Raw genomic sequence first — 12,554 nt, forward strand, 5'->3', positions numbered from 1 at the left:
AACGCCAATTCAACGCCTTTTCTTGTCATGAGGAAGATGTCCTACTCTTGGTCTGTCTCCAGCGAGCGACAATCCTTCGAAGAGGCGAAGCGGGTTGTCGATCGGGCTGTTCAGATGTACAATGAGGCCCGACCGCATCAAGCTCTCGGGGGCAAGACACCTATGCAAGTCCTTCTTTCAGAGCATGTAAATCCTTTGCTGGGGTGGAAGGACGATTGGCCTCAGGTTGCGCCCCAATTGTCCCGTAGAATGAATGCCCAACAAAAGGCTAAATTTGCACGTGTCAACAGAAAGTCGTCTTAAGGCGGCAGAGTGTCAACCCAATTCAGAGCTATAGCACAAACCCTGTAAACTTATTCTAGAACCAGCTCCACCCACTGTCAACTTTTTTCAGTACACGACACTCTGTCGAGAGATCGGTAGGATCACAAGTGAGGCATAAGTAGGACTTCACTCGAACTCCTACTTATGCCTCACTTGTGATCCTACTTAGATCTCCGTTGCGATCCTACTTAACCTTCGCTGGAGGGCCTATCGAGCTAGGAATAGACTGTCTATCGAGATCATTGTCGAGGTCCCGAACCAAGAGAGGACGATCTGGTCTCGACAGATCCCCCCACACCCAGCCGTGTGGGTATAATCCGTATCTTTGTGAGCAATAAGCTAGTCTTCGCTATGTGGTATGCCCGTCTCTCCATCCCTGGTAAGCTCAGAGGTCATCTGAATACCTTCTCTATATTCCTCTTCGTCGCCCTCTGTGTGATGCTACTTGCCCCCAGCGGACAAGGTTTTCAGTACGAGTTCAACAAGGGCAAGCCCTGGCAGTATGAGCTATTGACAGCCCCCTACGACTTCCCCATCTACAAAGGAGATGCAGAGCTGCGCCTCGAGCAGGATAGTATTCGCCAGGCCATGAAGCCTGTCTATACCTACGATAGGGAGGTCATGGCCTCTATGCTCAATCAGCTCAAGGATGCCTACGATGCAAACCTCTCGACGAGTATCCCCCATCGCTACTTCGCCTATGTGCAGTCGCAGTTACGTCGCCTCTATATCGGTGGGCTCATCGGCCTGACTGACCAGTTGGAGCGACGAGCAGAGGGACGCCTGGAGGTGCAGCTACTCGATGAGGATAATGTGCTCACTCGAGTGCCCCTGACCCGCTTCTACACCCTCAAGGAGGCCTACGAGCAGATCTACGACAATGCCCCCGAGGGCATTGACCGAGAGGTGCTCTCCCAAATGAACATCTCCAAATATCTCAAGGAGAATATCCTCTACAGCGAAGCTCTGAGCCAGAAGATGCTCCAGGAGGAGCTGGGCAAGCTCTCTCGCTCAACGGGATTGGTGCAGCAAGGCGAGCGCATCATCGACCGAGGGGAGATCATTACCCCCCACACGCACAACATCCTGCGTTCGCTACGCCTCGAGCAAGAGAAGCGCATGGGTGGGGCACAGAGCCGCATCATCAACTCGGGGGTTTTGATGAGCACCATGATCATGCTCTTGATCCTCGGGATGTATCTCATCCTCTTCTGTACCAACTTCATGCGGGAGATCAAGAATGTCCTCTTCCTCGCCTGTGCCCTGCTCCTATTCATTGGACTTACGGAGCTCAATGCCGATTACGAGTGGTTCAACGGACATATTATCCCCTATGTCGTCCTGCCGATCATGATCCGTACCTTCTTCGACTCTCATACGGCTCTGATTACCTACTTGTGCTGCATCCTCTGCTCCGCCCTATTCGTCTCCGAACCGCTGTACTTCATTATTATTCAGCTGATGGCGGGTCTAGTGGCCATCATCAATCTGCAGAGCCTCACCTCTCGTGGGCAGCTCATCCGCGCAGCCTTCATGGTGTACATCGCTTACAGCATCACCTCGATCTCCATGGTACTCTTGAGAGATGGGACTATTGGTAGCGAATACTGGATCGTACAGCTCTATTATGCGATCAATCTGATCTTCCTGACCTTTACCTACATCCTCGTCTTTGTCGTTGAGAAGCTCTTCGGCTATGTCTCCAATGTGAGCCTCGTCGAGCTGAGCGATATGAATGCTCCCCTGCTTCGAGAGCTCTCCGAGGTCGCCCCAGGCACTTTCCAACACTCCCTACAGGTCTCGATCCTCTGTACCGAGGCCGCCCTCAAGGTCGGGGCTGATGTGCAGCTCATCCGTACTGGGGCACTCTATCACGATATAGGTAAGATCCGCAACCCCTCTTACTTCACCGAGAACCAAGGGGTGGTCAATCCGCACCTCTCCCTCACGTGCGACGAGAGTGCGAGCATCATCATTCGCCACGTAAGCGATGGGATCGCCATGGCACAGAAGCACAATTTACCTCCGCAGGTGATCGAGTTCATTCGCACCCATCACGGTCGTGGGCTAACCAAGTATTTCTACAATACCTACTGCAACGAGCATCCTGGGCAGGAGGTAGACCCTACGCCCTTCACCTATCCAGGTCCGAATCCCAGTACTAAGGAGACAGGGATTCTTATGCTGGCCGATGCTGTAGAAGCCTCTAGCCGTAGCCTCAAGGAGCATACGGAGCAGGGAATTAGGCAGCTGATCAACCGCATCATCGATAGCATCGTCGCTGAAGGCTTGCTCAACGATACACCTCTGACTTTCAGAGACATCAAGACGATCAAGGAGGTATTCTACAACAAGATCCGAACGATGTACCACTCCCGCATTACCTACCCAGAGAAGCAAAAGTAACCCCTCTCTATGCGACCCATCTTCATCATTGGCTATATGGGCTCGGGTAAGAGTACCGTCGGAGCGAAGCTGGCCGAGTGCCTTTCGCTGCGCTTCATCGACACGGACTTCTTCATCGAAAATCGTTTCCGTGAGCGCATCGTCGATATGCTTCCCTCGATAGGTGAGGCAGCCTTCAGACGACGTGAGCGAGTGGTTATCGAAGAGCTCTCGGGGATGCAGGATGTGGTGATCTCGACGGGTGGAGGCCTGCCCTGCTTCTTCGACACGATGAATCTCCTGCTCGAATCGGGGCTAACGATCTACCTGGAGGCTACGGACGAAGAGCTGGCCACAAGGCTCGAGCTCTGTAAGCGCACCCGCCCCACGATCCGAGACAAGAGTGGCCCTGAGCTCCTCGAGCACGTCCGAGAGGCCATGCTCCTGCGTCGCCCGATCTACGAACAGGCCGCCCTGCGTGTGCCTGTGGGGCAGGTCATGAACCGTAGGCAAGAGTGGGCTGTGGCCGAAGAGCTTGCCCGAGAGATCCGCCGAGGCCTCGAGGTCTAGCCTCCTCTACTCCCCTTATCTGCCCTGCTCTAGAGAGCTTCCCCTCGCTCCGCACCAACAAAAAAAGCCTGTGCCACCGATCTCCAAAGACCGATGGCACAGACCTTCTACGAGTTGTCCCGCAAGGATTCGAACCTTGACAAACAGAACCAAAACCTGTTGTGCTACCATTACACCACGGGACAATCCTAAGCCCTTCGAGGCAAGGGCACTCGCCTCAAATGCGGTGCAAAGATAATCAAAATTCTCTATATGACAAACACAATACTCCCCTATACCCCACGGCATACAGCTGCTGAGCATAGGGGAGTATTAGCTCTCAGCCCCTGAGGGGCAGTGCTACTTAGTGCTCGTCCTTGGGGCCTCGTACCTGTAGGCGTTCGCCATCAGTCTTGACGATCCATTCGTAGAACTCCTTACTGTAGCCGGGGAAATTGGGCATCTCCGAGAGACCATAGCCGTTGTCTACGAAGCGGCCATCCTTCTCCTTCTTCTCGTTGCCATCCATGTACTTAACCAGGAGATATTCGCCGAGCTTCTTCCATCGGGCCGTTGTCCCGTTGGCGGCATCCGCACAATAGGTCGTCAAGAAGCTGACAGCCTTGTCGGGAGACTCCTGATAGAGACGTAGAGCCTCTGCGTCGACGTGCTTCTGCTGCTCATCGAAAGCCCGCTCTAATCGCTGCTGCACGGGACGGATGTCTCTGATCATAGGGGCATAGCGGTTGTAGGCCATATTCGCCACCCAGTTGTGCACCCAAAAGGCAGAAGTCCAGGAGAAGTTCATCATGTCCCCATTGCCCACTCGGTAGGCCTCTGGGATGGCAGTGATGCTGGCATACATGGGCGTGAAGACGGCCGTATTGGCATCGTCCACCCCGAACCAAAGGACGCCCCCCACAGCATCGGGCAGCCAAGAGCGTAGCTGAGCTACTAGGACGAAACCCGTCTGCTGTGTGGCGATAGCACGCTCATTGACATACTCCTTGCCATCGACCTCGAAGGTCATAGGCCTCCAGCGATAGGGGACCTTGTAGGGGCCAGCCCCAGGGTCGTTGGTCATGGACAGAGCCGTCCCCTCGTAGTGGTTGCGCATGGCCTGACGTACATCAGCTACAGAGACCTTACGCTCAGGGATTACATACAGAGGCATAGGAGCAGCCTCGACATCTCCCTGCACGTGCGAGAGATACTTCTCCATCCCCTTGTTGAACTCACGGAAGAAGCTCCATACTCGAGCCTCACAGCCTCTTAGTCCACCGAAAGTATAGGGGTTGTAGGCCTTTTGGAAGTCGAAGTCCTTGTCCTTACCCTTGAAGTAACCCATTTCACGGGCTAGCTTGACTACATCCTTCTCGTACATGCAATTCTCCTTGTCATCGAAGGGGATCTGATGAATGCGAGCCTGGTTGGCGTGGGCAGAGATAGCGTTGTCGGGGATGCGGATAGCTACCCAAACAGCCCCCTTCTTGTTTGCTCCCTTACCGATCATTTCCATGACCCAAACCTCATTCTTATCAGCAATCGTAAAGGACTCTCCACTACTGTGATAGCCATAGTCTCGCACAAGGTCGGTCATGACCTTGATCGCCTCCTTGGCAGTCTTGGATCTCTGTAGGGCTACATAGATGAGGCTACCATAGTCCATGATCCCATTAGGGTCATGAAGCTCCTTACGCCCTCCCCAGGTACTCTCGGTGATGGCTACCTGGTGCTCATTCATATTCCCCACGACGTTGTAGGTCTGTGCCACCTCGGGGATGAAGCCTAGGGGTTTGTTCGAGTCCCATTCACGGATCTCACGCATAGTGCCAGTCGCCCAAGTGCGTGCGGGCCAGTGATAGAGCTCACCATAGAGGGTGTGCGAGTCAGCCGAATAGCTGATGATGACAGAGCCATCGGTAGAGGCTTTCTTCCCGACGATCAGGTCTGAGCACGCCTGTGCCTGGTCTGCTCCCCCAGCGAGGGCTAGGGCGGCTAGAGCCAAGGCAAATAGGTTCTTTTTCATACGCTTGGATGTTTAGTTTTATGAAGTAATTGAGTTGTATCCCTGTTCATAAGGCAGCCTAAAGGTACGCCGAATAATCATAAAAGCCAAGCTCCAGGAGGTTCTAGCCTCGTTCAAGAGATAATTCTGTGGCCATACAAATGCAGCGATATTATATATACCTTTGCCAAATATTCGAAGGAGATAAATTTCATTAAAAACTGAGCTGCACTATGAGGATTGCCTATACACTTCCCAAGATTACGATTAGGGGTGGCCTGGAGCGCATCATGACGGCCAAAGCTAATGCGCTTGCCGAATTGGGGCATGAGGTTTTTATTATCACAACCTGCCAGCGCAGTAGAGAAACAGCTTTCCCGATAGATAACCGCATCCGAATGATCGACCTCGAGATCAACTATGAGGAGAACTACACTAACCCTAGGTGGCGCAGGATCCCGATCTATTGGGCCAAGCGGAGGAGACACAAGCAGAAGCTTCAGGTTCTGCTTCGAGAGCTTCGTCTGGACTTCTTCATCTCCCCCCTCTCGGGAGAGGCACAGCTCTTCCCTGGGCTGACGGATGGCAGCATCAAGCTTATTGAGAGTCATGGCTCTAGGTATGACTACTTACTCATGCATCGAGAGCGAAATCTCTCAGGGTTTATTGGCCGAGTGATCAATCGTTTTCGTCTGTGGCAGAACTTCCGAGTGGCGCGTCGAGCCGACGTCTTCGTCGTCCTGACGTATGAGGATCAGAAGCTGTGGCATGGTTGTGTGGATGCAGAGGTAATCCCGAACTTTATCCCCATCTCCTCCCACGGAGCATCCACACTGACCAATCACAGAGTCATGGCAGCCGGCAGGCACGTCGAGCAGAAGAACTTCTCGGAGCTCATCTCTATTTGGGCTCGTCTGTCCTGGCGAAATCCCTCGTGGCGGCTCGAGATCTATGGCGATGGCCCACTGAGAGGAGAGCTGGAGGCTCAGATCAAATCCTTAGGCCTCTCGAGTGTAGATCTGTTACCTAGTACTACACGTATAGAAGAATGTTACCTTGGCTCTTCCATCTATGCTATGACCTCTAGATATGAAGGCCTTCCCATGGTCTTGATTGAGGCACAGCGAGTGGGTGTCCCCATTGTGTCCTATGCTTGTCAGTGTGGGCCGAGCGACATCATAACCGACGGGGAGAATGGCTTCCTCGTTGAGGTCGGAGACCAAGAGACTTTCGCCTCCAGGCTCGAGGCCCTGATGCGTCGGGATGATCTGCGCCAACGCATGGGGGTACATGCCCTGCACAATGCACAGCGATTTACCCGAGAGGCGATTATCGCTAGATGGGTGGAGCTCTTCGAGCGTAAGCTTGCCGAGAAGGCTCGCTGATCCACTACATCTGCTGGTAGGGTATTGAGACAAGTCTATCTATTCTGTTTTGCATGAATCAATCACGAACGAATAAAAGCATTCTTAACTCCGTCGTTGCACTCCTGGCTTACCTCACAAGTGCAGCGATAGCTTTTTTCTCTCGTAAGGTTTTCTTCGAGAGCATTGGCCCTGAGATCTTAGGGTTGCGTACGACCATATCGAACTTGCTATCGATGTTCAGTTTAGCCGAGCTCGGTCTAGGCGTTGCGATAGGCTTCTTCCTTTACAAGCCTTTGCACGACAACGATACTCGAACGGTGAACGAGATCATTACAGTGCAGGCGTGGTTCTATCGTAAGCTTTCGGTTATATTCTTGGTCATTGGCCTCATTCTGATGGCCTTTCTCCCTCTGATCTTTTCCGACTTCGAAGGCCCTCTTTGGTATGCCTATGCCACATTCGCCCTGCTACTTTGGGAGGTGCTCATGTCCTATCTAGTAAACTTTCGAGGGCTTATATTTGGGGCTAATCAGAATGCTTATCGCCTCACGATTAATACTCAGGGAGTTGTGATCGTCAAAAGTCTTCTCCAGGTAGCAGTCATGCTTTATGTAGACAACCCTTACCCCTACTATCTGCTCCTGGAGTTTATTGTCTCTCTGATCGGGATCTTCATCCTTGAGTATATGATCAATAGGGATTACCCTTGGCTGCGCCCCGACCTCAAGCAAGGACGCTCCCTTTTGAAGAAGCATCCTGAGATCATCAAAAAGACCAAAGAGATCTTCGTCCACAAGCTTGCTGGTGTTTGTGCAGGCAATGTTGCACCCCTTATTATTTGGAAGTACACCTCTCTCGTAGTCATTGCATACTATAGTAACTATACTATGGTTGTAGCCAATCTTAATGCAATCTCTAGTGCAGTCTTTGGCAGCATTGGAGCAAGTATTGGTAATCTGGTGGCCGAGGGGAATAGGGAGAAGATCTTTCGTTTCTTTTGGGAGTTCCTAGCCTTGCGCAACTTCGTTGCAACGATTATCTGCTTCATCATCTATAACTTCTCTCATCCCTTCATCATCCTTTGGGTGGGTGCAGAGTCCGAATTGGACAACATCACACTGCTCCTCATCACGACGACCGCTTTCGTGTCTCAGAGCCGAGCCACCCAAGACGCCTTCTTGGCCGCTAAGGGGTTATATCAAGATGTTTGGGCCCCCATCATAGAGGCTTCGCTCAATATTGGCTGTGGAATACTCTTCGGGCACTTTTGGGGTCTGCCAGGTGTTTTGCTTGGCACGCTTATCTCCTATATTGTGATCATTGTGGTGTGGAAGCTATTCTTCCTCTTCCGCACTGGGTTCGAGATCTCGGTCTGGATCTACTGGCGCAGCTATGCCAAGTACCTTTTGGTCGCCTTGCTCTCTATAGTGGTGGGGACTTATCTTGTCAGGTGGAGCGAGCCCGATTACTCCTCTTGGGGGAGCTTCGTACTCAATGCCAGTCTCTACTCCATAGCCTTTTCCTCCATCCTTTTAGGGATCTATCTGTTGATGTCCGACGGGGCTCGTAGGATGAGTCTGCGCTTCGTCGAGATCGGACGCAAGATGGTCGGACGCCTCAGGGGCTAGTGCCATTCCTCCAAAAATCGAACGTTTATGAGCATTGTAACCAAGCTATTGAGCCAAGTATGGGATCATGCCCGAGAGAGGCTATCCCCAGCAGAGTACGAGGCCTTGCTCCCTCTAGTCCCATACCGAGAAGGAATCCCTCGTCATATCTACCAGACAACCTATACCAAGGCATTGCCCAAGGAAATACAGGCCAGCATCGAGGAGATGATGAAGGGTAATCCCGACTGGGAGCATCACCTCTTTGACGATCAGGATATTGAGGACTTTATCCTAGAGCATTATGGGGAGAAGATCTTGGGTTATTATCTGCGCATCAGTCCTTCCTATGGGGCTGCTCGTGCAGACTTCTTTCGCTACTTACTCATGTATAGGCTGGGTGGGGTCTATGTAGACATCAAAACCTGTGTCCGAGGGCATTTGGACGAGCTTCTAAGGCCAGATGATAGCTTTCTCATCTCCTATTGGGACAATGAGCCTGGTGATCTGCATGAGGGGCAGACCTTCGTCTGTGAGCTGGATCATATCCCCCGAGGGGAATATGTCCAGTGGTGCATCATCTCCAGCGAGGGGCATCCTCTGATGAGGGCAGTACTGCTTCGGGTCATGAGGATCATGGACGAATACAACCCCTACCATACTGGGATGGGCTTCATGGGGACTATACGGACTACTGGGCCTGCCCCCTATACTCTAGCCATAGAAGAGGCGATCAAGCAGGGGGAGCATCGCTATCGTTGGGTTAGCTTTGCTAAGGATCTACAGATCCAATACTCCATCTATGAGACAGGTAAACGCTCCCTTAACCACAAGAAGATACTCAAGACGGACTACCACAAGGGCCGTGTGCCAGTGATCTCTAGTCGGAAGGCTTGGGTGCAGCGTATCACCGAGACCTACACTGGCCTCTTGGCCAAGTATAGGCAAATGAGGGTTCGAGAGAACGATAGTTCGATAAAGGATTAGCCCCCTCATCCCGAGAGATCGGGCCTTTCTCGACAAAAGCATAGGAGCAGCATCTCGATCGAGATGCTGCTCCTACTTTATTAGCCACTTCGTTGTCCGAAGGGTTTAGATGATCGAGTGCTTCTTGGTGAACTCTACAATCTCGTCGATATAGCCAAAGGCTAGGCCTGTAACCGTGTCTGCACAGCCATAGTAGACAGCGATGCGACCATTCTCGGCATCGTGTAGGGCGGCACAGGGGAAGGTAACATTAGGCACATCGCCCATGCACTCGTAGGTCTCTCTAGGAGAGATGAGGTAGGGCCCTGAGCGGAACTTCACCTTCCAGGGCTCATCTAGGTCTAGAATAGCTGAGCCGAAGGCATAGACGAAGCCATTGCAGCTATTGAGTACTCCATGGTAAATGAGCAGCCATCCCTCGCTGGTCTCGATGGGGATAGGCCCTGCCCCGATCTTGGTGCACTGCCAAGCACTGTCCTCGAAGGGTGCTGGGCTCATCACATGACGGTGGCGTCCCCAGTACTCAAGCTCGGGGGACTCACTGTAGAAGATGTCCCCGAAGGGCGTATGCCCATTGTCGCTGGGGCGGCTGAGCATAGCGAAGTTGCCATTGATCTTGCGAGGGAAGAGGACGCCATTGCGGTTGAAGGGCAAGAAGGCATTCTCCAGCTGGTGGAAGGTCTTGAAGTCGAACGTATAGGCAACCCCAATCGTAGGGCCATGGTAGCCGTTGCACCAGGTTACATAGTAGCGATCTTCAATGAAGACCACACGAGGGTCGTAGCCGTAGACCCACTGGCCAACCTCTTCGATGTCGCACTCGAACTTGAGGGGCTCGGGGTTGATATCCCACTTCATCCCATCCTTGCTGAAGCCCACGTGTAGCCTCATACGGCGGTTGGTATCGTCGCAGCGGAATACCCCAGCGAAACCCTCGCCAAAGGGTACGACAGCACTATTGAAGATACTATTGGAGGTAGGGAGTAGGTCTCGGGGAATAATCGGATTGGCGGAGTAACGCCACATAACTTCCTTGCTGCCAGCTGGGCGATCCTCCCAGGGCATGTGAGGCATGGCCTCACCGACAATCTTTAGGTTGCTCATTGTTGTGATAGAGTTAGAATGTATCTGTAAATGAATTAAGAGGCCTTAGCTTCCTGCTGATTATGGGCAAAGGGCAAGAAGAAGGAGAGGAGGATCACGGGGATCGATGCAAGCATCACCACACCGAAGAAGGTCTCGTAGCCGAGGGCTGTGCTCAGCTTGCCGCTGATCATCCCAGGGACCATCACGCTGAGGTTCATAAGACTATTGGCAAAGGCATAGTGTGCCATCTGATACTTGCCTGGGGCGATCTGCTGCATCATGAAGAGGGTGATGCCGACAAAGCCGAAACCATAGCTAAAGTACTCGAAGATAATCCCTGTGGCCACCCACCATAGGCTATCGGGCTGATAAAGAGCTAGTAGGAGGTAAACTACAAAGGGGACATTGAAGAAGAGCACTAGGGAGGAGAGCACCCTCTTGAGACCGAAGTGCGAGATGTAGTAGCCCGAGAGGATAGACCCCAGGATAAAGGCTACCGAGCCTGCACTCCCATAGATCAGGCCGTACTGTTCGTTGCTCAAGCCTATTCCCCCGATCTCGACGGAGTCTTTGAGGAAGAGGGGGGCAACCTTCATGGCCAGTCCCTCGGCCAAACGATAGAGGAAGATGAAGAGCAAATAGAGCCAAATGTACCGCTTGGTGAAGAAGGAGACCACAACCTCGGAGAGATCTTTGATCCCCTGCCTGAGACTCTTCTCCTCCTGTCGCTTGGGTTCTCGAGGAAGGACTGCGAGGTGATAGAGGGCAATTAGGAGCATGATCACCCCACAGATCCCCATGATAATCATCCAGGCTGTCTGTAGGCCCATGGCCTTGGAGAGCATCCCAGCCAGGTATACGAGTCCCCCGTTGGCCAGGATCTTAGCTAGGTTGTAGAATGCCCCCTGCCAGCCTGCATAGACGCTCTGCTGCTTGGCAGTAAGCTCCTGCATATAGATCCCGTCGCCAGCGATATCATGGGTTGATCCGCTGATGGCGATTACACCCATTAGGGCAAGGCTTAGGGCGAAGAAGTCAGGTAACGGCAGGGCGAAGCAGATCAGCCCGAACATGAGGGCCGAGATCATCTCGGTGATGACCAGGTATTGTCGCTTCGTGCCGAACAGCTCCATCACGAGGCTAAAGATGGGCTTGAGGGACCAGGGTAGGATCAGCAGAGAAGTCCAATAGGTAATGTCTTCATTGCTAACGCCTAGATCCTTGTACATCAGGGTCGCTACCTGTGAGAGGGCTATGAAGGGCAAGCCCATCGCAAAGTAGACCGAAGGCACCCAGCGGATAGGGTTGCCCTTGGGGCTCTGAGGGGGAGTGTATGTGGCCTGCTCCATTACTGTTTAGCTGCTTGTAGGGTGTTGAGCATGAGCGAAACGATGGTCATCGGTCCTACACCACCGGGCACGGGAGTGATGGCGGAGGTTAGCGGTGCGACCTCGTCGAAGCAAACATCACCTGAGAGGCGGAATCCGCTCTTGCGTGTAGGGTCAGCAATGCGGGTTGTCCCCACGTCGATGACTACTGCCCCAGGCTTGACCATATCGGCCTTGACGAAGCTGGGGACTCCGAGGGCAGCGACGATGATGTCGGCCTGTAGGCAGAGCTCCTTGATATTGGGCGTGCGGCTGTGGCAGACGGTAACGGTACAGTCGCCTGGGCTAGCCTTGTGCAGCAGCAGCTGGGCCATAGGTTTGCCGACGATATTGCTGCGCCCGAGCACTACGCAGTGCTTGCCTCGGGTCTCTATCTGGTTGCGCTTGAGGAGCTCTAGGATGCCCTTGGGCGTAGCAGAGACGAAGCAGGGTAGGCCAATGCTCATGCGACCCACGTTGATCGGGTGGAAGCCATCCACATCCTTGCGTGGGTCTACGGCCTCGATGATCTTCTGCTCGTCGATATGCTTGGGCAGAGGGAGTTGAATGATGAAGCCCGTAACATCCTCGTCGAGGTTGAGGCGGGCAATAGCGGCCAGAAGCTCGGCCTCGGTAACGTTGTCCTCATAGCGAATGAGGCTCGAGCGGAAGCCTACCTCCTGGCAGGTCTTCATCTTCGAGGCTACATAGGTCTCGCTGCCCCCATCGTGGCCAACGAGGATCGCCACCAGGTGCGGTGCAGCCTTGCCCTCGGCGACCATGGCAGCGACCTCGGCTGCGATCTCTAGCTTGATGGCCTCGGCTGTTGCCTTACCATCGAGTAGCTTGTAGGTGTGGTTGCTCATAAGAATAG

At 53.2% G+C, this 12,554-nt stretch carries 10 protein-coding genes and 1 tRNA gene; 6 read left to right on the forward strand and 5 right to left on the reverse strand.

The window, feature by feature from the left end; all coding sequences use genetic code 11:
• Positions 1-27 precede the first annotated feature (27 nt).
• The 3 genes from HQ37_RS07495 to HQ37_RS07505 all read left to right on the forward strand — a co-directional run bounded on the left by HQ37_RS07495 (position 28) and on the right by HQ37_RS07505 (position 3,279).
• On the forward strand, positions 28-303 hold the full coding sequence (locus HQ37_RS07495; RefSeq protein WP_152566821.1) for an integrase core domain-containing protein: 276 nt from the start codon (positions 28-30) through the stop codon (positions 301-303).
• 348 nt (positions 304-651) lie between these two features.
• A complete protein-coding gene (locus tag HQ37_RS07500; protein WP_235264651.1) occupies positions 652-2,730 on the forward strand; it encodes an HD family phosphohydrolase in 2,079 nt (692 codons plus the stop codon).
• A 9-nt stretch (positions 2,731-2,739) separates the two neighbouring features.
• On the forward strand, positions 2,740-3,279 hold the full coding sequence (locus HQ37_RS07505; RefSeq protein WP_036882049.1) for a shikimate kinase: 540 nt from the start codon (positions 2,740-2,742) through the stop codon (positions 3,277-3,279).
• Positions 3,280-3,393: 114 nt separating this feature from the next.
• Here HQ37_RS07505 and HQ37_RS07510 read toward each other — a convergent pair.
• Together HQ37_RS07510 and HQ37_RS07515 are read right to left on the reverse strand one after the other, a co-directional pair.
• A tRNA-Gln gene (locus tag HQ37_RS07510) sits at positions 3,394-3,464 on the reverse strand.
• A 158-nt stretch (positions 3,465-3,622) separates the two neighbouring features.
• Entirely contained in the window at positions 3,623-5,287 is a 1,665-nt protein-coding gene (locus HQ37_RS07515) for a dipeptidase (protein ID WP_036882051.1), read from the reverse strand.
• 212 nt (positions 5,288-5,499) lie between these two features.
• Here HQ37_RS07515 and HQ37_RS07520 point away from each other — a divergent pair, with 212 nt between their 5' ends.
• The 3 genes from HQ37_RS07520 (at position 5,500) to HQ37_RS08125 (ending at position 9,227) form a co-directional block, all read left to right on the forward strand.
• Positions 5,500-6,651 (forward strand): glycosyltransferase family 4 protein, encoded by a 1,152-nt coding sequence (locus HQ37_RS07520; RefSeq protein WP_036882054.1) that lies wholly within the window; start codon positions 5,500-5,502, stop codon positions 6,649-6,651.
• A gap of 215 nt (positions 6,652-6,866) precedes the next feature.
• Positions 6,867-8,261, forward strand: a complete 1,395-nt coding sequence (locus HQ37_RS07525; protein WP_160215080.1) for a lipopolysaccharide biosynthesis protein — start codon at positions 6,867-6,869, stop codon at positions 8,259-8,261.
• 27 nt (positions 8,262-8,288) lie between these two features.
• Positions 8,289-9,227: a glycosyltransferase family 32 protein gene (locus tag HQ37_RS08125; RefSeq protein ID WP_052080855.1), complete on the forward strand. Its 939-nt coding sequence runs from the start codon at positions 8,289-8,291 to the stop codon at positions 9,225-9,227.
• 105 nt (positions 9,228-9,332) lie between these two features.
• Here HQ37_RS08125 and HQ37_RS07535 read toward each other — a convergent pair whose 3' ends face one another.
• The 3 genes from HQ37_RS07535 to folD are packed head-to-tail and all read right to left on the reverse strand — an operon-like array spanning position 9,333 to position 12,546.
• Positions 9,333-10,331 carry a glycoside hydrolase family 130 protein gene (locus HQ37_RS07535; protein ID WP_036882060.1) on the reverse strand — a complete coding sequence of 333 codons (999 nt, stop codon included), beginning with the start codon at positions 10,329-10,331 and terminating at the stop codon, positions 9,333-9,335.
• Positions 10,332-10,366: 35 nt separating this feature from the next.
• Complete coding sequence (locus tag HQ37_RS07540; protein ID WP_052080856.1) at positions 10,367-11,662, reverse strand: MFS transporter; 1,296 nt, start codon at positions 11,660-11,662, stop codon at positions 10,367-10,369.
• Entirely contained in the window at positions 11,662-12,546 is an 885-nt protein-coding gene (folD, locus tag HQ37_RS07545; protein WP_036882063.1) for a bifunctional methylenetetrahydrofolate dehydrogenase/methenyltetrahydrofolate cyclohydrolase FolD, read from the reverse strand. Before folD ends, HQ37_RS07540 begins: the two co-directional genes overlap by 1 nt.
• Positions 12,547-12,554: the final 8 nt, after the last annotated feature.

Origin of the sequence: Porphyromonas sp. COT-239 OH1446 (assembly GCF_000768875.1) — a bacterium.
Lineage (GTDB): Bacteria > Bacteroidota > Bacteroidia > Bacteroidales > Porphyromonadaceae > Porphyromonas.

Coding starts and splice junctions, on each gene's coding strand:
- HQ37_RS07495 (WP_152566821.1), top strand. CDS start 28: ATGAGGAAGATGTCCTACTCTTGGTCTGTCTCCAGCGAGCGACAATCC.
- HQ37_RS07505 (WP_036882049.1), top strand. CDS start 2,740: ATGCGACCCATCTTCATCATTGGCTATATGGGCTCGGGTAAGAGTACC.
- HQ37_RS07515 (WP_036882051.1), bottom strand. CDS start 5,287: ATGAAAAAGAACCTATTTGCCTTGGCTCTAGCCGCCCTAGCCCTCGCT.
- HQ37_RS07520 (WP_036882054.1), top strand. CDS start 5,500: ATGAGGATTGCCTATACACTTCCCAAGATTACGATTAGGGGTGGCCTG.
- HQ37_RS07525 (WP_160215080.1), top strand. CDS start 6,867: ATGTTCAGTTTAGCCGAGCTCGGTCTAGGCGTTGCGATAGGCTTCTTC.
- HQ37_RS08125 (WP_052080855.1), top strand. CDS start 8,289: ATGAGCATTGTAACCAAGCTATTGAGCCAAGTATGGGATCATGCCCGA.
- HQ37_RS07535 (WP_036882060.1), bottom strand. CDS start 10,331: ATGAGCAACCTAAAGATTGTCGGTGAGGCCATGCCTCACATGCCCTGG.
- HQ37_RS07540 (WP_052080856.1), bottom strand. CDS start 11,662: ATGGAGCAGGCCACATACACTCCCCCTCAGAGCCCCAAGGGCAACCCT.
- folD (WP_036882063.1), bottom strand. CDS start 12,546: ATGAGCAACCACACCTACAAGCTACTCGATGGTAAGGCAACAGCCGAG.